Annotated in this window: 16 protein-coding genes; 15 read left to right on the top strand and 1 reads right to left on the bottom strand. The window is 38.3% G+C overall.

Features of this window, described 5'->3' with window-relative positions:
• Positions 1–38: 38 nt before the first annotated feature.
• The gene (locus R2Q84_RS22660; protein ID WP_316818885.1) at positions 39–398 is read right to left on the bottom strand and encodes a hypothetical protein; all 360 of its coding nucleotides are present in this window, start codon (positions 396–398) and stop codon (positions 39–41) included.
• Between the two features lie 205 nt (positions 399–603).
• On the opposite strand from R2Q84_RS22660, the gene R2Q84_RS22655 reads away from it, so the two are divergent.
• The 15 genes from R2Q84_RS22655 to R2Q84_RS22585 all read left to right on the top strand — a co-directional run bounded on the left by R2Q84_RS22655 (position 604) and on the right by R2Q84_RS22585 (position 24,376).
• Positions 604–1,182, top strand: a complete 579-nt coding sequence (locus R2Q84_RS22655) for an RNA polymerase sigma-70 factor (RefSeq protein ID WP_316818884.1) — start codon at positions 604–606, stop codon at positions 1,180–1,182.
• A gap of 144 nt (positions 1,183–1,326) precedes the next feature.
• A complete protein-coding gene (locus R2Q84_RS22650) occupies positions 1,327–2,538 on the top strand; it encodes a FecR family protein (protein WP_316818883.1) in 1,212 nt (403 codons plus the stop codon).
• A gap of 95 nt (positions 2,539–2,633) precedes the next feature.
• Positions 2,634–6,086 carry a SusC/RagA family TonB-linked outer membrane protein gene (locus R2Q84_RS22645; protein ID WP_316818882.1) on the top strand — a complete coding sequence of 1,151 codons (3,453 nt, stop codon included), beginning with the start codon at positions 2,634–2,636 and terminating at the stop codon, positions 6,084–6,086.
• 8 nt (positions 6,087–6,094) lie between these two features.
• Positions 6,095–7,552, top strand: a complete 1,458-nt coding sequence (locus R2Q84_RS22640) for a RagB/SusD family nutrient uptake outer membrane protein (RefSeq protein WP_316818881.1) — start codon at positions 6,095–6,097, stop codon at positions 7,550–7,552.
• Positions 7,553–7,572: 20 nt separating this feature from the next.
• Complete coding sequence (locus tag R2Q84_RS22635; RefSeq protein WP_316818880.1) at positions 7,573–8,505, top strand: hypothetical protein; 933 nt, start codon at positions 7,573–7,575, stop codon at positions 8,503–8,505.
• Between the two features lie 168 nt (positions 8,506–8,673).
• Positions 8,674–10,158 carry a hypothetical protein gene (locus R2Q84_RS22630; RefSeq protein WP_316818879.1) on the top strand — a complete coding sequence of 495 codons (1,485 nt, stop codon included), beginning with the start codon at positions 8,674–8,676 and terminating at the stop codon, positions 10,156–10,158.
• 65 nt (positions 10,159–10,223) lie between these two features.
• A complete protein-coding gene (locus R2Q84_RS22625; protein WP_316818878.1) occupies positions 10,224–11,147 on the top strand; it encodes an ABC transporter ATP-binding protein in 924 nt (307 codons plus the stop codon).
• A gap of 10 nt (positions 11,148–11,157) precedes the next feature.
• The gene (locus R2Q84_RS22620) at positions 11,158–13,485 is read left to right on the top strand and encodes a Gldg family protein (RefSeq protein WP_316818877.1); all 2,328 of its coding nucleotides are present in this window, start codon (positions 11,158–11,160) and stop codon (positions 13,483–13,485) included.
• Between the two features lies 1 nt (position 13,486).
• Positions 13,487–14,797 (top strand): MutS-related protein, encoded by a 1,311-nt coding sequence (locus R2Q84_RS22615; RefSeq protein WP_316818876.1) that lies wholly within the window; start codon positions 13,487–13,489, stop codon positions 14,795–14,797.
• 22 nt (positions 14,798–14,819) lie between these two features.
• On the top strand, positions 14,820–16,133 hold the full coding sequence (locus tag R2Q84_RS22610) for a MutS-related protein (protein ID WP_316818875.1): 1,314 nt from the start codon (positions 14,820–14,822) through the stop codon (positions 16,131–16,133).
• Positions 16,134–16,392: 259 nt separating this feature from the next.
• Positions 16,393–18,261: a non-ribosomal peptide synthetase gene (locus R2Q84_RS22605; protein WP_316818874.1), complete on the top strand. Its 1,869-nt coding sequence runs from the start codon at positions 16,393–16,395 to the stop codon at positions 18,259–18,261.
• A 9-nt stretch (positions 18,262–18,270) separates the two neighbouring features.
• Positions 18,271–18,717 carry a GNAT family N-acetyltransferase gene (locus tag R2Q84_RS22600; protein WP_316818873.1) on the top strand — a complete coding sequence of 149 codons (447 nt, stop codon included), beginning with the start codon at positions 18,271–18,273 and terminating at the stop codon, positions 18,715–18,717.
• A gap of 124 nt (positions 18,718–18,841) precedes the next feature.
• Complete coding sequence (locus tag R2Q84_RS22595; protein WP_316818872.1) at positions 18,842–19,399, top strand: RNA polymerase sigma-70 factor; 558 nt, start codon at positions 18,842–18,844, stop codon at positions 19,397–19,399.
• Positions 19,400–19,469: 70 nt separating this feature from the next.
• Complete coding sequence (locus tag R2Q84_RS22590; protein WP_316818871.1) at positions 19,470–20,627, top strand: FecR family protein; 1,158 nt, start codon at positions 19,470–19,472, stop codon at positions 20,625–20,627.
• 293 nt (positions 20,628–20,920) lie between these two features.
• Positions 20,921–24,376 carry a TonB-dependent receptor gene (locus tag R2Q84_RS22585; RefSeq protein ID WP_316818870.1) on the top strand — a complete coding sequence of 1,152 codons (3,456 nt, stop codon included), beginning with the start codon at positions 20,921–20,923 and terminating at the stop codon, positions 24,374–24,376.
• The last annotated feature ends 9 nt before the right edge of the window (positions 24,377–24,385 follow it).

The raw sequence follows: 24,385 nt of genomic DNA, 5'->3' as shown, positions 1-24,385 counted from the left end.
GATGGTCAATGTTAAACTAAACTGATAAAGGTTTTTTACTAGAAAGGCTTGAACCTGAAAAGGTGCGAGTAATAAGATGGCAGACAGACACTTTTCGTTTTATAAAAAGGGTGTGCAATAACGATTATTCTTCCAATTTGTTTAAAAAGAAAGAAGGAAAGCATTAATAAAACTGCTGGTATGATATGTATAACTGTGCTGAAAACTCTGTAGCTTTCGTTAGGGATTTCAATATCGCCAGCTAAACTATCCATAGGAATATCTAAGACATCATCCAATACAAATTCCAGAACTGAATCACCGGCAAATACATGTTTAATAGACGTATCCCCACCTTCATAGGTAATGATGTTCAGGTACGCAAAAAGCGATAGAAAATGAAACAACTTAATAAACATATCAGGCCAAAGATATAATATTGCAAAACCTAATCTAATACAGAACTCAGTATTGACAATTTTATGATAAAGAATTAGGCTTTTTAGTGAAAAGTTTATTTTAAGTCGATGATGGATAAATTAGGGCGAAATTTTGTTGAAGGACAAGGATTTAAAATTTATTTTTTATCATTGTAAAGTTTACTTCAAATCGGGGAACTTAATTATGTTGACTTATTCCATCTGTAGTGATGATGATTTGACCATTCTTTTACAGAAGGGCGACCTCGCGGCCTATGCTGAGATTTACGATCGCTTTCAGGCACTCCTATATGTTTATGCCTGCAAAATTACGAGAGATGAGGAAGATGCAGAGGATATCGTTCAGGAAGTATTCCTCTATCTTTGGGATAAACGGGAAACCATAAATGTTAATTCCTCTCTATCCAGTTATCTTTATTCTGCTATTCGATTTAAATTCTTTAATCTACTTGATCAAAAGAAGGTTCGTTCAGATTATCAAAAATCTTTAGGGGACTTTATTGAACAGGGAACTTATATAGCTGATTATCTGGTAAGAGAAAAGGAATTAAATCGTTTGATCGAAGAAGAAATAAATCGTCTTCCTTCAAAAATGCAGGAGATTTTTCGATTAAGCCGAAAGGAATATTTAAGTCATAAAGAAATCGGTGAAAAGCTTGGCTTGTCTGAAAAAACAGTTAAAAATCAGGTTAATAATGCGTTGAAAATCCTTCGTCAACGACTACCAGCTTCTGCTTTCTTATTTGTGTTCTTATTTAAATAATATGCCTTTTTCTTGTTTAATAATTTGGTGAAAAGACGAATCACGGCATTCTCCATCGCTATCTTTTAAAAAAAATCTCTCCAATCTGGGCCCAACACGCTTTTCAACTTACATGTTAATAGAAGCACGATAAAACTATATACAATGTCTCTGAATAAAGCAGAAGAACTAATTAAAAAATACCTTGCCGGAAATTGCAGCGAAGCTGAGCGATCGATTGTTGAAAGTTGGCACTTGCAGGATATTAAAGAAAGCAGTGTTTCTGTTTCGAATGAAAAAATAGAAGAGGTTAGTCGTCGAATGCGCATACACTTACTTGCTCATACCGAAAAAGGAGGTACTGGAATGTTAAAGCCGGATGGCAAATCAGAGTTTGAATCCGATGCGAACCAGAGTGTTCCTGCCGATTCAAATTACAGCTTAGGTTCAATTATTTTTACATGGCCTAGATTGGCTGCAGCCAGTATTATTTTAGCTATATCTTTCGGGATATTTTTTTATAAAAGTGACATCGGTACCTCAAGTCCCTCAAATTCAGTTGTAGTAACAGATATTTCAGCGGTAGGAAATAAAGCAATACTTACGTTGGCGGACGGAAGAAGTATTAATCTAAAAGAAGACCAGAATGGAATTGTAGTTGGTACTGAAAAAGTTACTTATACAGATGGTACCGATATTGTTGGGGCTGAGAAAAGTGGCGATAAATCTGCTCATACTTTACTTGCGTTGAGTACTCCGAAAGGAGCACAGTATCAAATTACATTGTCTGATGGCACTAAAATATGGCTCAACAGTCATTCTAGGATACGTTATCCTTTAGCTTTTGAAAAAACGCGGAGATCAATCGAAGTATTGGATGGAGAGGTCTACCTGGAGGTAGTCCATAAGCCGGAGGCTCCTTTTCATGTTTTCGCAAAGGGGCAGGAGATAGAGGTTTTAGGTACATCTTTTAATGTAAATACCTATTCTGCAGTGAAAACAATAACAACACTTATAAAAGGGTCTGTTAAGGTAAAGAATATGCAGGGGGATAAACACTTGATTTTAACTCCTGGAGAAGAATCTGTTATGGAGAAGGATAATTTATTTAAACAACCGGCAGATCTAAATGTGGTAACTGCATGGAAAGAAAACTATTTCTATTTCAAAAATGAACCGCTTGAAAACGTAATGATGCAGATATCGCAATGGTACGGAGTATCTATCAAATATGATAATTCCTTTAAGAAAGTTAGAATTGGAGGTTTCATTTCCAGGAATAACTCACTTAAAACCCTTCTGGAGCTGTTGGAAGAAACAGGTAATTTTTCTTTGAAATTGCAGGACAGCACCGTTGTTGTTAAAAACCGAAACTAACCAACCGCCTTAAAACTAACTAAGTAACTAACCAAAGAAAAAAAGAACCGTATATCCATACGGGACCAACCGCCTAACCTAACCAAATATAACGTATGAATAGAAGATTACAGTTGATTAGTCTGCCGCTACTGCTATTGGCTTTTTTTAGCCTGTCAGCTTTCGGTCAGATATCTATTACCAAAAAGAATGTTCCTTTACCAGCTGTTTTGTTGGAACTGAAAAAACAAAGTGGATATGACATTGTGTTTAATGAAGACCATATCAAAAATGTGGGAAATGTTACTGTAAACTTGAAAAATGTCGGCCTTAAAGAAGCTTTAGAAAATATTTTGATTCCTAAAAATCTTGTTTATTCCTTGAAAGGCAACGCAGTTATCATAAAACCTCATTCAAAAGATACGTCAACAGGTTTTCCTTCGATAGGTCAGGGTAAAGCAGTCTCAATAGAAGGAGAGTTGATTGGTGATCAGGGTGAAAAACTGGCAGGGGTAAACATTAGTATCGTAAACAGCAATGTCAGGACGGTTTCGTCTTCCGACGGGAGATTTAAATTAGACCTTAAGGACTCAAATGTGCAAATAGGTTTTTCGTTATTGGGGTATCAACCACTGACTATTCAGGTCGAAACATTATTTTTAATAAAAATAGAATCTGTTTTAAAGCTAAGTAATGGCTTGATAAGGCGTGTTTCTGACCAGAAATTTTCTATTTCTCTTTTGCAGAGTAATACCCAATTGAACGAGGTGAAGATAAACACGGGTATGTTTGAACGTAGAAAAGAAACATTTACCGGGGTAACCCGTAGCTTTACTGGTAAAGAATTACGAGACGCCAGTCGCATCAATATTCTGGAAGGACTTAATATGCTGGATCCGTCTTTTAAAATTATTCGTGATAATAATTTAGGTGCTGATCCGAATCAAATGCCAAAAATTGAAATCCGTGGAAGTAGAAGTATACCCTCGCCAACTCCTGAAAAATATAGTCAGCAATTGAAGCTGGAATATGAGCAAGATCCTAATCAGCCCTTATTTATATTGGACGGATTTGAAACAAATTTAAATACAATAGTGAACCTGGATGTTAACCGGATAGAAAGCATTACTTTATTGAAAGATGCGGCTTCCACCGCTTTATATGGTTCGCGTTCGGCAAATGGTGTAGTTGTAGTGGAAACTATTCGCCCTACTGCAGGTGACCTTCGGATTTCTTACACTGGAACGGTAAATATGGCGATGCCGGATCTCAGTAGTTATAACATGATGAGCGCAAGTGAATTGCTAAAGTATCAGGATTTGACATCTGTTGGGGTAGGTGCACCCGGTCCCTTTGGAATAGACGAAGAAGGGGATAATCTGTTATTACCTGTATTGAAACGTGCATTCAGAGAAAACTCGATTTTAAATGGGGTAAATTCTAACTGGAAGAAAGTGCCATTACAGAACTCAAGTACCTTGAACCATGCTTTGTCGGTTACGGGTGGTGACAGCTTTTTTACTTATACCCTGGGGCTCACCAAAGGCACCAATGTAGGCGTGATGAGAGGTTCCGAAAATAGAAGCAATTCGGGGTATGCCAATTTATCCTACAGAAATAAGAAATTAAATATCTCTAATAATTTAACGATCAATGGGCAAAGACAAGATGGTAGCCCTTATGGCACCTTTGCCCAATACGTAAAAATTCCACCCTATTACAACATCAATAAAACAAGTAGGTACCTGGAGGAGCAACATGCTGAATATTTTAACGCTCGAGGTGAACTTTCCGTTAGAGACTTTAATTTTGCAAACCCACTGTATAACGCACATTTGCCAAGCCTGAATACGGTGAACACTTTTTCATTGTCCAACAACCTAATGGCGAACTGGGACCTGTTCTCTTTTTTGAGACTTTCGGGTGGTATGCAATATAGTAAATCGAATAGTCATTCGGATTATTTCGTTTCCCCGCTCAATACCATGTTTGATTCACAGGAAGAAGGACAGAGAGGAACTTATGACTACGGGCTCGTTAATTCACAAACCTACAGGTATTTTTTTATGAGTACTTATAAAAAGGTATTTGCAGAAAAGCATATTGTAAATCTGAACATACGTACAGATCTTGGATTAAGAAACAACGAGAATCAATCTGTTTCTGCAGTAGGGTTCGCTACTACATCAGAACCCCTTATTTACCTGGCAAATTCTTATAGGCCATTTTCTAAACCCGGAGGATCAACTACAAAAAGTAATTCAATGGCACTGATTGGTAGTTTGAACTACTCATACGACATGCGTTACAACCTGGATCTTTCCTATAACCTTTCGGGAACCAGTAACTTTGGTAGTGACAATCCTTATCAATCATTTTATGCTTTAGGTGTAGGCTGGAACATAGGCAGAGAATCCTTTTTAGCCGATTCCAAGGTTGTAGATTATTTAAATATTTCTGCCAATTTCGGACTTACAGGTAATCAAAATGCCGGTAATTTCGGTTCCCTAACTACATATATCCTGAACAATGATCCTACTTTTTTTGGTGAAGCCTATCAGTTAATGGGCTTAGGAAACCCGAATCTGGATTGGACTAAAACTTATAATTTAAGTTATAATCTTTCTGGTCGATTTTTCAAAAATCGGCTTTCGTTAACACTAAGTGGATATCGTAATCTTACGAACCCATTAATCATTACTATGCCTTTACCGCTTTCTGTAGGATTGCCAAATGGTGTTCCAAAGAATGTGGGTAAGCTCACTTCAACTGGTTTAGAGCTTCTTGTAGATGCAAGAGTGGTAAATAACGGGAATTGGGGCGTAAATATTGGAATTAATGCACCACTGTTTTACAAGAGTAAATACAGCGGCTTAGGTGATTTGTTAAATAAATACAATGAAACCGCCCGCGAGAACAAATATGTGCTGCGTTATATCGATGGGGCAAGCCCGGATGATGTGTGGGCAGTCCGCTCTTTGGGCGTAGGACAGGCGAGGGGTTTGGAGTTATTCCTTGATAAAGATGGTAACTACACCTACTTGTTCAATAAAAACAATGAAGTACGATTAGGGAGTAGCAGACCTGTTTCGCAGGGGAACGTCAATGTTAGGGTCCGCTACAAAAAATTCAATGTATCTGTTTATGGCCGCTATATCATTCAGGAGATGAAATTTAATACAGCTTTATATAATAAGGTTGAAAATATCACGCCTGCAGATATGGAGTATAACCAGGATAAAAGGGCGCTTTATGTACGTTGGAAGAATATTGGTGATGATGCTTCCTTCCTGGGAATTTCATCCACACCTTTAGGCGTATCATCACGCTTTTTGCAAAAAGAAACTGCTTTGTATATAGATGGAATAAGTTTTAATTACGATTTATTAAACCAGTATTCTGAGGGCTTAAAGGGAACTATAAGACGTAAACTGGGACTTCAGGCAATAAGTTTTGGCGTCACTACCAGCAATATTTTTCAGTTCAGATTATCCAATGTTAAAATGGAAAGAGGATTAGATTATCCTTTTCAGAGAAGTGTAACCCTAAACATGAACCTAACTTTTTAAGAAGTATTATGAAAAGACTAAACTTTCGCAAAAAACCATTAACAATTGCATTGGTTGCTGCATTCCTTATTATGCAGTTCGTTTCCTGTAAAAAATTCTTACAGGTACAGCCAAGAGATTATATGTTCGAGCAGGAAGCATTTGCTACTGAAAAAGGTGTTGAATCTGCACTAAATGGTATATATCAATCCATGGCGAACCCAGTACTTTATGGAAGTAACCTGACTGTCGATATAACAGAGCAGTTTGCCCAGTATTACTATGCTCCAGGTAGACCAAATATAGCTAGATTTAAGGATTTTGTGTATAGTCTAACGAAACCCTACTACGCCGAGATCTGGAAGCAGGCTTATCGTAGCCTTTTAGGTACCAATAACTTTTGTGACAGATTGAAAGATCCATCATTTCATGTATTGGCTTCTGATAAGCGCGACATACTGCTTGGAGAAGCTTATGCAATCAGGGCCTTTCTTCATTTTGATCAGCTTCGTTTATTTGGACCAGTGTATACCAGGTTTCCTCAACAAAAGGCAATTCCTTATGTACGAACTGCCAGTTCAGTAGCCCAGCCAATCTTGCCTGCAGATCAGGTGATAGATCAAATCATGCACGACCTGGATTCGGCACTGGTTCTTTTGGCGAAAGATCCGGTACGTGTAACAGGAGCAAATAAAATTACGACTTCGGGAGTAGGGCAGGCAATCGACTATATGTCAAATCGTCACCGTCGCTTTAACTATTATGCTGTTAAAACCCTGGCAGCGCGTGTACTGCTCTATGCAGGGAAAAAGGCAGAGGCCTGGCAAGTAGCAACATCCATAATTCAGGAACAGGAAGCATTTTTTCCATGGCTAACAGAACCTGAATTTGCAAATGATCCATTAATGAGCAAGGAATCTTTTTTTGGTATCGAAAACAAAAAGATGTACGAAATCTATCGCGACTTGTTTAGTCCGCTATTAAGGGATGATATTATATATGCCCTTAAGCCCGCAAGATTAAATGGCCTTTATAGCCCTACCTCAACAGATTTACGACTCAAATACTGGTTTAAAGTTGGAATAGAGGGCGAAAAAACTTATAAAGTGTTGATCAAACACAGCAATGCAACGATCAAGGATGCTGGTTTGAGTGGTTATCAACCATTGATCAGGAAATCAGAACTTTATCTGATTGCGGCAGAAACGGCCCCGGATCTGCAACAGGGATTTACTTACCTGAACACGCAACGGATTAATAGAGGATTACCGGCAATTGTCTATCATACTGGTAGTACGGCAACAGAGCTGTTGACGGCCATTCGTGATGAATATCAACGTGAATTTGTTGGCGAGGGACAAACTTTTTTCATGTTTAAGCGATTGAACCTGGCAACGATTACTCCGGTAACAGGTTCAGGGTCTGTAGCTATGAATGATTTGAAGTATGTAGTGCCTTTACCTGAGGATGAATCATTTTACCGCTAGTGTTAATCTATAAGCTCATTATGAAAATGTTTAAAAAAACTAAATTATACAGCACCAGCCTATTACTCCTGGTAATGGTGGCCAGCTCCATAGTATCTTGTAAAAAGCAGGAACCAATAAAGTATTCAGGCGAAGATTTTCTTTATTTTATGAATAGTACAAATCGGTTTAAAATAATCCCGAGTTCCGGAAATATGAATTTGTTTTACAAACCGGAAATAGAGTTTTCGTTTTTGATGGGACAGTATTATGCCGATGAATACGCGTTTAACTTAGAGACGGTTTCATCTTTGCCACTTTCGGTACAATTTGATGGTAGAGTTTCTGATAAAGACAGGAAAATTGAAATAGAGCTGGAAGGGAATGGAAAGGAATACTGTGTGTTGCCTGACCCAGAGACTATTTTTATACCTGCACATGGAATCGAATATACGTTGAATATGAAGATCCTAAGACCGCCGATGGATGATACCAGTAAAAAAACGGTTATACTCAAACTTAAAAATACAACTGATTTTTCACCTGAAAAACATACCTGGTCTAAGATTACTTACAGGTTTGGTAATTGGTTTGATATTCCCAGATTTTACCCAGACTTAGCGGTTAATTACGGTGCTTTTTCGCCTGCTAAGATGTATCACATCCATTTTGCGGTAAAAAGGCTGGGCGCGGAGAATTGGGCTGCAGATCCTAATCCCGTTATATTAAATACTTTCCTTAAAAGCAAAAATCAGCGGGAAGTGAACTTCATCAATCCTACTTACGGAGACCTTTACTATTTTTTGGATTTGGTTTCTTACTTGAAAGTATATGCAAAAACAGGACCTGTGCGTGATGCATTCACTGCGCTCACGCTAAAAGTGATTACGCTTACAAAAGAGTTAATTATTGAAAGAAAAAATGCTGGCAATCCTATTCTGGACGAAACGGGGAATGAAATAAGCATTCCTTAATAAAATTGTAGGTCTATTAAATTTATTTGAATAATCATTATCAGCATGAAACATATACTATTATATTTCAGAAATCCTGTTTCTTTTCCAGGACTAAAATTAAACCGTTCCATAGTTTTCATGGTCTGCAGTTTTGTTTTGTTATTAACAAGCTGTAAGCAGAACTTTATGAATGAGGGCACACCCAATTCTAATGAGTTCTCGATTTTATTGCCTAAAGAAGCCAGTACAATCATTAAGGGGCTAGAAGGTGGAGATTCCATTAAGGCAAAAATCGTATATCCGGGTCAGGAACCGAAGGATATTGACCCGGATAAGTTTTCCTTTATGTGGACAAGTCTGGCCAATAAAGATACATTAAGTACCAAACCTTTCCTCACTTACCATGATTTTGAACTTCAGGATACGACCCTGGTTTCCTGTTTGTTAACTGTAAAGGAAAAAAGCACCGGAATTACCAGGCATGCAACAGGAGCTGTATTTATTACCACACCAACCCGAGAGGGATGGATGGTGTTGGGCGATAAGGCTGGCACTGCACAGCTGAGTGTGTTGACGTACTCACCACAAGGTTATAGAAAATTTATAGATCTTTCATCTGAGTTGGGAATTAACCTTAATTTAAAAGGGAAGCCCGTTTCTGTGGCAGCCATCGGCAGTGAATTTAGTTACGGAGGGGGAAAATATCAATTTGTGGGCATTTCAACGGATCAGGAGGTTAAGATTTTCCGTACCACTGATTTTCGTACAGAACAGAGAGTCACAGATTATGTTTCAAGTATACTGCAGCCCAGTTTGCAAAACCAGGTCCGTTTTGAAATAAATGGAGAGTCTACTTTTGTGGCAACAAGAAACAATGAAGTCTTTTATTTTAACACGCTTCAAATGTTCTTTTCAGGTACATTGGATTTTAAAGTGTTGAGTGCTTATCCTCCGGGATCGGTCTCAGCTCCAAGATTCAATGCTTCGCCATACCATGTTTTTACAGGCCCGGAACACCTGACTGAATTCAATCGTATGCTGTATGATGAAGATAAGGATGGGTTTGTAAGGGCTTATGTTCAGGGTAGTATTGGAGGAAACGGTGCTTTTCAATTACAGTTACCCGTTTCGTTGACAGGGTTCAAACTGATGGCATTCTTTTCTAAACAAGGAGAAGAACAGGATGAGTTTACGGCATTTTTACACAATCCTGTAACACTGGAAAGTCACCTGGTTCAATTTTTATCGAACGGTATATTGAAAAACCTGAAAACAATACCCTATGCCGACGTAAAAGATTTAATCGCTTCTAATTTTATACAAATAGATCCCAATACGGGCTATATTATATACACCAAAGGAAGTGAGGTATGGGCTTATGACTTTAAAATGAGCTTCGGTTTAAAGTTGCTGGACTTAGGTAATGAAACCATCAGCTTGATGAGGTTGACAAAATATATTCCACCAAAGAGTAAAATATCGGGAAGAACGGAACTTTATCATCAATTGCTAAAACAGTTGATAGTTTGTACTTACAACCCAGCCAGTCCAGATAATAGCGGGATTTTTAGGCTATATGAAATCCCTTTGGGTAATCAGCCTTTGATTAAGAAAACAGAAGAAACAGGCTTCCCTAAAATTGTTGATGTAAGCTTCGCTCCAATTCCATAAATGACTTTTTAGTCCTATACACAGCAATACAAGAAACAAATGAATAAAAGCATATTATAAATATTATGAGTAACATATTAAGAATCGAGAACCTTTCACATCGATATAACTCATCCTGGGCTATTAGGGATATTAATCTTGAAATTAACAGTACTGGTGTTATTGGCCTGCTGGGGTCTAACGGGGCAGGTAAATCTACCACGATGAACATCATGTGCGGTGTATTAAATCAAACCGAAGGAACCGTATTGATCAATGGTCTGGACATTAGAAAAGAGCCGGAACAGGCAAAACAGAAAATAGGATTTTTACCACAAACGCCTCCCTTGTATAATGATTTTACGGTTGATGAATACCTTACCTATGCAGCCAATCTGAGGTTGATTGAAAAAAATAAGATCAAGGCAGCAGTAGAAGAAGCGAAGGAACGGACAGGGATTGGCCATTTCAGCTCACGTCTAATTCATAATTTATCAGGTGGGTATAAACAACGTGTCGGCATAGCACAAGCTATTATTCATAAACCTAAATTGGTGGTGTTAGACGAACCTACTAATGGGTTAGATCCCAATCAGATTATCGAGGCGCGTAAACTAATCAAAGAAATTGGTCAGGACCATACTGTATTGTTGTCTTCCCATGTTTTATCCGAAATCCATTTACTGTGCAAAGAAGTGATTATGATTGAGTCAGGACGCATTATATTCTCTGATACGATGGATGCATTTAATAATTACATACAACCTAGCAGCCTCTTGCTTAGAATGGAAAATCCTCCTGCTGTTGAGGCTTTGATGCAGGTGTCAGGAGTTACCAAAGTAGATTACCTGTCAGCGAAACAAGTTCGTGTTTATTTTGAAGGTGATCAGCAAATTACAGAGACCATCATTGAAACAGGTGTTCAAAATGGATGGAGAATCAGAGAAGTAAATCTGGATAAGAGCTTACTCGACGACATTTTTAAACAATTATCAACTCAATCAAATTAACTATATTTAAGTGAAGACTATCTTTAAAATATCACGAGCAGAGTTACGGAACCTATTCTACTCACCGGTTGCCTGGTTTCTGGTAATTATATTTATGATCCTGTGTGCTGTATTTTATACAGATGTAATTTATAAAATGGCGAAAATGCAGGAACTGGCTGAAAAAAGTTCCATGTTCAAAGGTTTGGGCTCTGCACTTACAGCTAAGATTTATTTAGATCAGGACGGCATTTTTAAAAATGCCATGCAGAATTTATATCTTTTTATACCCCTTCTGACCATGGGTATATTGAGCCGGGAAATTAATACAGGGAGTATCAAACTTTTATATTCTGCGCCAATAAAAACCCGGGATATCGTACTTGGAAAGTACTTATCACTGATGCTGTTTAATTTGATACTGGTATCGGTTATAGGAATATTTATGGTCGTAGGTTTATTCAGTGTCAAATCGGTTGATGTGGGACTATTGCTCTCTGCTGCGCTGGGGTTTTATCTTTTAGTATGTGCTTATGCAGCTATCGGATTGTTTATGTCGAGCCTGACTACCTATCAGATTGTATCTGCTATTGGAACCTTTATCATTATTTTTATCCTGAGCAGGATTGGAAATCTATGGCAGGAATTTGATTTCGTAAGGGATCTTACCTATTTCTTGTCTATAAATGGAAGAGCTAACAAAATGCTGGCAGGTTTGATTACAAGTAAGGATGTTATTTATTTCCTGATTGTAATTGGAATGTTTTTAGGTTTTACGCTGATTAAATTAAAATCAGGCCGGGAATCTGGTCGCTGGTTTGTCACTGCAGGTAAATACCTCGCAGTAATTGGTATAGCTTTATGCATTGGTTACTTTTCGTCGCGTCCACAAATGGTAGGTTATTGGGATACAACCATGGCCCAAAGTAATACCATTCATCCCCGGGTTCAGGAAATCATAAAAGGAATGGGAGATGACGAACTGGAGATAACTTTATACACCAATTTGTTTCCGCGCAATGTACAACATGGCTTGCCTAAAAATCGTAATATTTATTTATCCAAGCTGTGGGAGCCTTATCTACGTTTTAAACCAGATATTAAGTTTAAATATGAGTATTATTACGCGCTAAACAAAGACGAACGGAATTATTCAAAAAGTCCTGATAAAAGTATTGAGGAAAAGGCAAAAGACCAGGCAAAATCCCGTGATCTTGATCTTTCCATGTTTAAAACGCCAGAACAAATGCGTAAGATCATTGATCTGGAGCCAGAAGATTATAACCTGGTGATGCAACTGAAATACAAGGGGAGAACCACTTTTCTAAGAACCTACAATGACAGTAGGGTTTGGCCGGAAGAGCAACATATTGCAGCGGCTTTAGCCAGGGTTCAAGGGCAGAAAATGCCTACGGTGCTCTTTACTACAGGTAACCTCGAAAGAGATATCTACGTATCTGGTGAACGTGGGTTTTACGGTAGTACCGTTGGAAAGCTGGAACGCACATCTTTAATTAATAATGGTTTTGATATAGACACCATATCATTAGATCATCGTGCAGTCCCAACGAACTACATGGATGTTGCAGCTTTAGTACTTGCGGATCCGAAAACCAAGCTTAGTCCCTTGACGATTCAACGGATAAATGAGTATATCGGAGCAGGAGGTAATATGATGATTTTAGGTGAGCCAGGAAAGGGAGAAGTATTGAGACCTATGCTGCAACCATTGGGTGTTCAATTGTCCAGTGGAATGTTGGTTCAGGTAACGAAAAACAATACACCTGATAAGGTAGTTCCTCATCTTACTAAGTTTGCAGGGGGAATGGCGGAAGAAGATGCATTGGTGATGTTTAAAAAAGGGAAGATTAATCAATTGCAATCTTATTCTGAAAGTGTTTTACCGATTGAGATCATTGATAGCAAAAATGATTTTATCAAACATCCGGTAACCATAACCGATTCAGGAGCTGTATGGCTTAAGAAAGGAACTTTGGTAAAAGATTCCGTACCTCCGGTTTTCAGTCCAAATGAGGGTGATATCAAACTAGATTCGTTTGTTACGACAATGGCTTTAACCAGGCCAATCAAAGGAAAGGAACAGAGGGTGTTTGTTGCGGGGGATGCAGATTTTCTCAGTAACAGGTATAATGGTGGGCAATTCTTCGGTAGGGCTATTTACAGTTGGTTAGATAACAATAAGTATCCTATTTATGGCCCTGTAGAACCACCTAAAGACGACGAGATGTTAATTGGACCTGATATAGCAAGAACACTAAAGATTTTCTTTGTTTGGATACTTCCTGTTGTATTGGGATTACTGGGCACTATTATATTAATCCGACGTAAAAGAAAATAGGATGAGACTTCAGACTGATGAACAAACAATAAACGACCTTCGGATTTTTAGTAAAAGTGATGTGCCGGGGATATACGATTTATATAATGATACACATACCCGTGGCGGCGAAGCTGCCTTGCGGGAAATGTTTCTGAATCCAATGAGTGATAGAGAACTGCTCAATCACCGCAGTGGAATGATCGAGCAGTTTTCGAAGGCGAATGTCACTTTTCCTTACAAGGCAATCTTATTTGATATGGCCGAGAAATATCTGATGCATACCAATGATACCGGCAGGAACGCATCAAATACATCTATATTTGGGGAAAAGGAAATCCTTAATGGGGTTACTTCGGTAATAGACCTGATAAAGATCTCCCTGAAATTTTTACAGTCTGGCGAAGTGACAGCCATAAAGTCCTATACGGAAGAAAGAATGGAAATTCTTGCTTTACTTACCGATCCGGTATTTGAACCGGTAGTACGTGAAAATTCCGGAGGTAAGTTACCCTATGCAACGGTGACAGCATTTGATACACTTTTCAGGGTACGTGAACATCAGAAGATAAAAAAACTGCTCAGTTATATTTTCAGGCTTGATGTATACCTTTCAGTAGCTGCTGTTGCCAATAAAAGGAAGTTTGTATTTCCCAAAGCATTGGAAAAAGGGCAATATGAATTGAAGCTGGAAGGGCTGTATCATCCCGAACTACAACATCCAAAAAGCAATGATATGGTGTTGAATTCAGTGCAGCCAATTGTGTTTTTAACAGGTGCAAACATGGCTGGTAAATCTACTCTGTTGCGCGCCGTAAGCACTGCAGTGTATATTGCACATATGGGCTTCCCGGTAGCGGCAAAATCAATGTCATTTCCGGTTTTGGATGGGATTTATACTACCATTAATCTTCCCGATAACCTGGGGATTGGCGCCAGTCATTTTTACGCAGAAGTGTTGCGTGTGAAGAAAGTGGCACAGGAACTACATCAGGGAAAATCGCTGTTTATCATATTTGATGAGCTCTTTAGAGGTACAAATGTAAAGGATGCCCATGAAGGTACTGTAGAGATAACCAATGCTTTTTCTAAAAAGTCGAACAGTATGTTTATCATTTCCTCACATATTGTGGAAGCGGGTGAGCAGTTGGTGCAAAATCCCCATGTTAGGTTTCAATATTTACCTACGCGGATGAAGGGTCATACACCTGAGTATACCTATACTTTGGAAGAGGGAATTACAGAAGATCGACATGGAATGATCATCATTAAAAACGAGGGGATCCTGGAGACATTGAAAAATGGCCGTAAACGTTGTTCAGTAGTAGTTTAATTAAGTAAAAATATTCAATAGCATGAGTTTCAATATTGATAAACAAACATTGGATGAACTGAATTTGCTGGGTAAATTTCGGCAGGGCTCGGTTTACCATTTGTTTAACCAGGTAAAAACCAGAGGCGGCGAGGGATTGTTGGACGATATGTTTCATCAGCCTTTGCAAGATCATAATGCCATAAATGAAAGAAGCAGTATCTTTCAGTTTTTTCAACGATCCAGATTTAGTTTTCCCTTCGATGTGTTACAGATAGATTTGATGCGCGAATATCTGGATGCAGGTACGGGGAATAACTTGCTTATGATCATGGGCGGGACATATGTCAAAAGAATGTTGTCAAGCTTAACCAGAGATGAACGTTATAAGGAAGCTATTCAGGGACTTCAGGCAACAATTGTAACATTGAAAAAATGCTATACTTTTCTTGAAAATATAGAAACTGAAAAGGGACCTTATGCCGACAAGCTAAAAGCGATCAAAAAGATTTTAAGCACTAAGGAGATAGACATGTTGCTTAATACAGATATCTATACAGATTTGCCTGTTAAAACACTTGCCTATTTCGATTATCAGCTAAAGAATAAATTAGCTGAAGAAATGAAAGCTATCATGGCTTTTATATATGAATTGGATGTATATATGGCTATAGGAAATGTTGCAGAAGTCAAGGGATTCAATTATGCGAAGGCTTTGCCAGAGGAAAGAAATGTTTTGTCTGCCACAGACCTTCGTCATCCCTGTATCGACGGGGCTATTGGCAACAGCCTGCATATGAATGAGGAAACGAACGTGGTTTTTCTTACCGGTGCAAATATGGCAGGTAAGTCCACCTTGATGAAATCACTTGGTATTGTAATGTATCTGGCTCACATGGGATTTCCGGTGGCGGCCCAGAATTTGGACTTCTCTGTGCGTGCAGGAATGTACACCTCCATCAACGTAGCCGATAATATTGGTTTGGGTTATAGTCATTTCTATGCAGAGGTGGTAAGAGTGAAAGAGGCCGCTATCGCTGCGGCGAGTGGCAAAAGATTGGTGCTTATGTTTGACGAATTATTTAAAGGAACCAATGTAAAAGATGCTTATGATGGTACACTGGCGGTTACTGAAGCATTTTCTGAATATTTGGATTGCCTTTTTGTAGTTTCCACTCATATTATTGAGGTAGGAGAGGCGTTAAGGGAAATTGACAATATACATTTTGCTTATATGCCTACTGTTATGGAAGACATGCGTCCAAGATACACCTATCGACTACAAGAAGGCATTACTGAAGACCGCCAGGGAATGATGATTATTCGGAATGAAGGGATTCTGGAATTGTTAGCATAACCGATTAGAATTTTCTCCCTGCATGATTTAAGGTGGATGATGCAGGGGAAAGTCAATCATCCCTTTTTCGTCGGACATTTAAAATCTGAAAAAAAATAGAATAGTAAGCGAAAGGAAATTTATTTTCTTACTTTTAGCCCAGGCTTGGGACCTATTTTAATCAAATAGCATTATTTAAAAAACAGTTATCTACTGTAAAATGTTAATGGATAAAACTGGTCAATTATTTAGGTTTTAACCATCTTTAACTATTGAACAAATGTCTGATAAATTGTTTCATGATCCATCCGTGTTTACGAATGAAGAATTACGGGAATTGGCGCTATTTAATGATACTGTAGTCCCTTATCCTAAGGAAAAAACACTAAATATCCTGTTTGAAGAGCAAGTATTGAAAACCCCTGATCATGTGGCGTTACAGTTGGGTGGTAAATCGTTAACCTATAAAGCGTTAAACGATAAGGCTAATCAGCTGGCAAGACGGATTGTAGAATTGGGTATAGTACCAGGTGATAATGTCGGACTGCTTACCGAACGGAATTTTGAAATGATTATTGGTATGTATGCAATACTTAAAGCGGGTGGAGCTTACGTACCAGTTGATCCAGATTATCCAATAGAAAGGCAGCAGTATATCCTTTTGAATTCTGCGGTAAGTTTATTGATAACAGATGCTGTACATCCGATAAGTGCTCTGATACCTGATTTAAGATCTCTGGATATCAGCACAGTGCCATTTCATGAGTATAGCGCTGACAATCTGAATTTATCTATCGATAGTCAGCAATTGGCTTATACAATTTACACTTCAGGTTCAACCGGAAAACCTAAAGGGGTAATGATTGAACATCATTCTGCTGTAAACCTGGTTTTATGGGTAAATAATCATTTTAATGTTGGCGAAAATGATCGTTTGCTTTTCGTTACGTCTATGTGTTTTGATCTTTCTGTTTATGATATATTTGGCATTTTAGCTGCAGGTGGATCGTTGGTGATTGCAGAGCAGGCCCAGGTAAACGATTTTAATCAATTGTTATACATGCTCCAGCATTATCAAATTACTTTTTGGGATTCAGTACCTTCTACATTTGATTATCTGGTCAGAGAATTGGAGTCAAACACAGATGACTACCAACAGCATCATTTAAGATTGGTTTTTTTAAGTGGTGATTGGATACCAATAGGATTACCGAATAGAATTAAGAAGTTTTTTCCCGAGGCTAAAGTAATTAGTTTGGGTGGTGCTACCGAAGGAACGGTTTGGTCAAATTATTTTCCAATTGAAAAAATAGAAACCAACTGGAATAGTATTCCTTATGGTAAACCTATTGCGAATAATTTCTTTTATATTCTTGATGAACAACTACAACCCGTGCCAAATGGTGTTATAGGGGAACTATTTATAGGTGGTGTTGGGGTAGCCCGTGGTTATGCTAATAATGCTGAAAAAACTGCAGGTTCCTTCCTGACTGATCCATTTAATAAAGATTGTGGTGGGAAAATGTATCGTACAGGGGATCAGGGGCGAATGATGCCTGGAATGAACATGGAGTTTCTGGGTAGAAAAGATGATCAGGTTAAAATACGCGGATTCAGAGTAGAGCTTGGCGAAATTGAACATTTACTTCATAAATCAGCGCATTTAAAAGAGGCTGTAGTGCTTGCAAAAGAGAATAAACATGGTCTGAAAGAGCTCATTGCTTTTGTAGTTCCTATTGAAAAGTTTGATAAAGGCCCTGTCATCGATGAGTTAAAGTTAAAGTTACCTGATTATATGATCCCTTCTGTATGGATGGAAATGCAAAATCTTCCCTTGAATATTAATGGTAAGATTGATAGGAGAGCTTTATTGGAGATAGAAATTCCAGAGGTAACCAGATTGCATGCGAAAGCGGTTACTCCCCTTGAAATAACAATGGTTGGGATATGGGAGAAAATATTTGGTATGGAAAGTATTGGTATTGAAGATAATTTCTTTGAATTAGGTGGACACTCCCTTATGGCACTTCAGATTATGTCCCACTTTGAAAAGGAGACCGGGACAAAGGTCCCTGTAGTAAGATTGTTTAAAAATCCAACTATTTCATCTTTATTAGCAGCTATAAATGATAAGCCCCTAAATACGTAAACACATTAGATGATGACGATCCAACCGGTAACAGAAAATGATATTGAGAACTGCACGAAGGTATTCATGCAAACTTATAATAAAGAACCATGGAATTATCAATGGGAATTTGAAGATGCCTTAAGGTATTTGACCGAATACTATTCTTCCCCTCAATTTAAGGGGTTTATATTATATGATAATGATGTATTTGCAGGTGCAATGTTTGCACATACGAAGAGCTGGTGGACAGGTAGTCAACTTTATATTGATGAGCTGTTTATTGCTCCCAATTCTCAAAGAAAAGGATATGGGAAGACTTTAATGAGTTATGCAGAACAATATGCATTGGAAAATGGTTTTGGTACTATCACATTAATGACGCATAAGTTTATGCCATCGATGAAATTTTATGATGGCATTGATTATATGCACGCTCAACCACTGGTTATTTTATTTAAACAAGTAGAAGGTTAGGATAAGGGGTTAAAACCCTGACTGGGAAAGTTTATGCCAAAATAGTTCAGTGTTTTTTAAAATTATTAAACAAATAGTTTAATAATTTACGTTCTTTGGGTACACTAAACTTAACCAGTTCCAAATGTTTGAGAATGAAAGCTTTCATGAGCAAAATATGCAAGCCAAGGATGTTTTTAAGAAATTTTATCCCAGGCTGTGTGATTTTGCGAATTACATTTTGAAAGACAAAGATGCTGCTGAAGATTTAGTGCAGGATGTTTTTATAACATTTCTGGAACAAAGAAAAAACATATCGTCAAATACTGATGCGATAAAATCATTTTTATATACCTCTGTTAAGCATAGTTGTTTAAATAAATTAAGACACCACAAGGTGGTAGATGCTTACAATAAGAAATTTCCTCCGGAGATCTTAGAAGACCCCCAAATACTGGATGGTATTATTCATGCAGAGATTATGGCAGAAATACATGAAGCCATTAATGCACTACCCAAAGGCTGTGCACTGATCATTAAATATGGTTATCTCGAAGGGCTGAAAAACCATAAAATTGCAGAAATATTGAATATTAGTGTAAATACTGTTAAAAGTCAGAAACAACGTGCATTAAACCTAATCAGGCTGCATCTCAGCGATAGTGCATACTTGTTTTTACTGGTTTGGTTTAGCGGAGAATAATTTTTTTTAAAATAAATTCCATCCCTTTTGATACTTCAGGTTTCTCTGTATATATACCGAAGTAACCAGTATGCAAAAAGAAAGGTTTGAATTTGCCCAATTAATATCCAGGTACCTTCTTAATAAGCTTAGGCCCGATGAAGAGAAATCCCTGATGAAAGCGGTCAAAGAAGATGAAAATAAACGCCAGATTCTGGAGTATTACAGAGACAGTGTACCTGCACAAGAGAGACTGGATTATATAAACAGTCTTGATCTTGATACTGCCTGGCAAAAGATTAATGAGCGACATGGAAATCAGATAAAGTCCAGGTCAAAGTTAAAAATTCTGAAGTATGCAGCCGTATTTGCCTTACTGATCAGTTCCTTTTCTTTATGGCTGATGATTAGTAAAAAAGATAGTAAGATCATTCCTGATTTGACGAATAATTATCATAATGATGTTTTACCCGGCGGAAATGTGGCAGAGCTAATTTTGTCAGACGGCAAAAAGATATCACTCGATAGCGGAAAAGTAGCTTTTCTGGAGAAAAATGGCACCAATTTATTGGCAAATGCAGGTGAGCTTATATATAACAATAGTAAGCCGACTGCTGAGGCTGACGAAATTTTATATAATACACTATTGGTTCCCCGAGCAGGAACATATTCTTTACAGCTTCCCGATGGGACAAAGGTTTGGCTAAATGCAATGTCAGAATTAAAGTTCCCTGTAACATTTCATGGTAAAGACCGAAAAGTTGAGTTAAAAGGGGAAGGTTATTTTGAAGTTAAAAAAGATGTATCACGTCCGTTTAAAGTAAGTTTGAATGGATCGGAAATCGAAGTCCTGGGCACTAGTTTCAATGTGTCTTCTTATGAAAAAACCTCGATAACAACACTTGTTGAGGGATCTGTAAAAATAAATTTTGCTGATCAGAAGGCTTTTCTTAAACCCGGTGAACAGGCTGTGGTAAACAGTTCAATATTGATTTCAAAGGGAGATGTAGAAAAAGCAACCGCATGGCGGAATGGCTATTTTTATTTTGATAATGATGGTATTGTACCCATCCTCGAGCAGATTGGCAAATGGTACGATCTGAAAATAATTTACAAAACTAAAGCACCTAAATTAAATATCGGCGGAAGTATAAGCAGGAAAGTGAAACTGACCGAAGTGCTTCAAATGATAAAAGATGTCAGCAATATTTCTTTCGAAATAGAAGGAAGGAATCTAATCGTTAATTAACCAATTATAAACCTACCGGCGAAGCCTGCTTGAGGACAAAATCTTCAACAAGGGCTATCCGAAAACCTAAACCAAAATGATATGAAACAAGAGTACTGAACCTTTTATTGACTTCTTATAATTAATGCCGACGGTGTACCACCACCGCCGGCTAAGATTCAAGGTCAAAAATTACAAATTAAATTTCGAACGTATTTCTACAACCTTAAACCAACTAAAGTATGGATTTCTTTTGTCATAGACAAAAAGTTGAAATTGGGATACCATCTCGTACGCCCATAGTTTTCAAAATTATGAAGCTAATAGTAATCATGGTTATGGCACTCCAGATTGGAGTGTATGCAGGCAGTAAAGCACAACAAGTTACACTGTCTGTTAAAAAAGCTTCTTTAAGAGAAGTATTTTCTGCATTAAATAAGCAAACGAAGTACCGTTTTTTATATAATGAAGATGTAATCAGCAAATCGAAGCCTGTAACTTTTCAGGTTAAGGATACTGATATAAGAACGGTACTGAGTATGGTACTTGAGCGTGCAAGACTGACTTATAACATACGTGGTGAAACCATCACCATAGTTAACAAAGCAGAGGTTGGCACCAGTTCTTTGCAGGAGCAATCAAAAAAGATTTTCTCTGGAAAAGTGACTGACACATTGGGTAAACCCATTCCAGGAGTAATCGTCGTCGACGTCAACAACTCCAAAGTCGGAACGCAGACAGATAACAATGGTAATTTCGTCATTGAACTGGTACCACCTACTGTTTTGAAATTTTCGTTTGTAGGTTTCCTGGAAAAGCGTGTTGCTGTTACCTCTGCAACTACTACAATTAACTTAATTCTATCCGAGAGCAGTGTTCAGGCTGATGAGGTTGTTATTACTGCTTATGGCCGGAAAGAAGCGAAGGAAGCATTGGTAGGATCTGTAACAACAGTAAAGCCGGGAAATTTGAAGATCCCTGCAAGTAACTTAACTAATGCGTTGGCCGGACAGGTTGCAGGTGTAATTGCTTATACCCCCAGTGGACAGCCAGGACAGGATAATGCCAATTTCTTTATCCGGGGTGTTACCACCTTTGGGTATAGACAGGAACCGCTTATTCTTATTGATAACGTGGAACTAACTACAACAGACTTAGCCCGGTTAAATGTAGATGATATTGAAAGCTTTTCTGTATTAAAAGATGCGAGTGCGACTGCATTATACGGGGCGAGAGGTGGGAACGGAGTGATCCTCGTGAAAACAAAAGAAGGTAGATCTGGTAAAGCTAGTATCAATGTCAGGCTCGAAAATTCAACTTCCTCATCGGTGAAGTCGTTAGAACTGGCAGATCCAATTACCTATATGAAAATGTTGAATGAAGCAACCAGTACACGCTTTCCATTGAACCCACTTCCATATAGTCAGAATAAGATATTTAATACTGATGCCACTTTAAAAGGTACTTCAGGCAGCAATGAATTTGTTTATCCGGCTACAGACTGGATGGCTATGTTATTTAAAAAGCGTACCAATACACAGCGTGGGAATGTTAGCGTTAGCGGAGGCGGAGGGGTGGCCAAGTATTATGTGGCAGGTTCCATGACCAATGATAATGGGATTTTACAAACAGATATAAGGAATAATAACAACAATAACGTGAATTACAAAAATTACCAGTTGCGTAGTAATGTAAACATTAATCTTACAGAAAAAACGGAATTGATAGTTCGTTTGTCCGGGACATTTAATGATTATAGAGGGCCGCTGACTGGTGGTGGGGGAATACAAACTGACCTCTATAACCTGGCTATGCATACCAGTCCGGTGGACTTCCCTGCATATTACTCGCCGGATTTAGCCAATTCACGTGCACAACATATTTTATTTGGTAACCGGCCATCAACGTCCAGCTCAGATGGGGGAGTGAGATACCTTAATCCTTATGCTGAACTGTTACGGGGAAATCAAAACTATACGGAATCCAGGATGCTCGCACAATTGGAATTCAATCAAAAGCTGGATTTTTTAACTGAGGGTTTGAATTTTCATGCGATTATGAGTACCAATCGCTATTCTTATTTTAGATCTTACCTCAGTTATAGCCCTTATTATTATCAGGCGCAGAATTATGACAAAGCCAGCAATAGTTATGAGCTCGACTGGATCAATAGTTTTCCTACCGGAGGAAATGTGGCCCGTGAATATTTGGCTTATACACCGTTGGAAACAAGGCAGTCTAAATTTTTGTATTTGCAGGGTTTGGTTGACTATAACCATGATTTCGGAAACAACCATACGCTCAGTGCGGCACTGATTTCCACCCTTCAGGAGACCCGGAATTCTAATGCCAGTAATTTGTTTGAGTCATTACCTTTTCGCAATCAGACGGTAGCGGGCAGGCTTACTTATTCTTATAAAAGTAAATATTTTTTAGAAGGAAACTTTGGTTATAATGGTTCGGAGCGTTTTTCTGAAAATCACCGGTATGGATTTTTTCCTACAATTGGTGCATCATGGGTGATGTCTAACGAGTCTTTCTGGGGCAATTTAGGGAAAGTTGTAGACCGATTCAAGATCAGGGGAAGTTATGGACTGGTAGGTAATGATGCCATTAGTAGTCGGAGGTTCTTCTACCTTTCTGACGTGAATTTAAATGGGGGAAGTCCTGCTTGGTTTGGTACAAACAATGGGTATCTGCGTAATGGTGTTAGTATCAACAATTATCAAAATGACGAAGTCACCTGGGAGGAGTCCAGACAAGCCAATCTTGGTGTTGAATTTACTGTTCTTAAAATGTTCAATGTTATTGCCGAAGTGTATCAAAACAACAAGAGCAATATCTTGCAGAATCGCGTTTCTATCCCAACTACTATGGGCCTGGAATCCCAGATTTCAGCAAACATTGGAAAGGCTGTATCCAGAGGAGTAGATCTGCAGGTGTATGGGCAACAGAGTTTTGGCAAAGACTTAAATATTGGTTTTAGAGGCAATTTGACCTATTCAGAGAATGAGTATACTGCTTACGAAGAAAATGACTGGCGGGAATCCTATCGTTCATTAATAGGTCAGCCTATTAACAGGCAGTTTGGCTTTATTGCAGAAAGGTTATTTGTGGATGACAAAGAAGCAGCCAATTCTCCTAGGCAGGTATTTACAGGGAACGGTAGACCACCAATGGGGGGAGATATAAAGTACCGGGATTTAAATAATGATGGAAAAGTTGATTTTGCGGATCAGACTTTTATTGGCAACCCTACAGTTCCGCAACTGGTATATGGTTTCGGTCTATCAGTAACCTGGAAAAATTTTGATCTGTCAGGGTTCTTTCAGGGACAAGCTAAGGTTTCCTTTTTTATCAATCCAAATACCACTTCTCCTTTTATTAGAAGTGATGAAACCTATTTTACCGGTGATACCCAATTGTTAAAAGCTTTTGCAGAGGACCATTGGTCGGAAGATAATCAAAACCTATATGCTTTATATCCGAGGTTCGGACCTACTGCGGCATCTATTGAAAACAATCGTCAGCCAAGTACCTGGTGGCTTCGGAATGGCAGTTTCCTGCGACTAAAGTCTGCTGAACTTGGTTTTACCTTACCTCAACGTTTGGCAACTAAGCTTGGGGTAAGTAAAACCCGGATCTATTTAAATGGGCTGAATTTGCTGACCTGGAGTCCTTTCAAGCTCTGGGATGCAGAATTGGGCGGAAATGGCTTCGCTTATCCAATACAAAAGGTGTTTAATCTGGGCTTAAATGTCAACTTATAATCCCCAAAA

It is taken from the genome of Pedobacter nyackensis (assembly GCF_032678475.1).
GTDB classification, from domain to species: Bacteria; Bacteroidota; Bacteroidia; order Sphingobacteriales; family Sphingobacteriaceae; genus Pedobacter; species Pedobacter nyackensis_A.
This window is presented reverse-complemented; position numbering and strand designations above follow the sequence as displayed.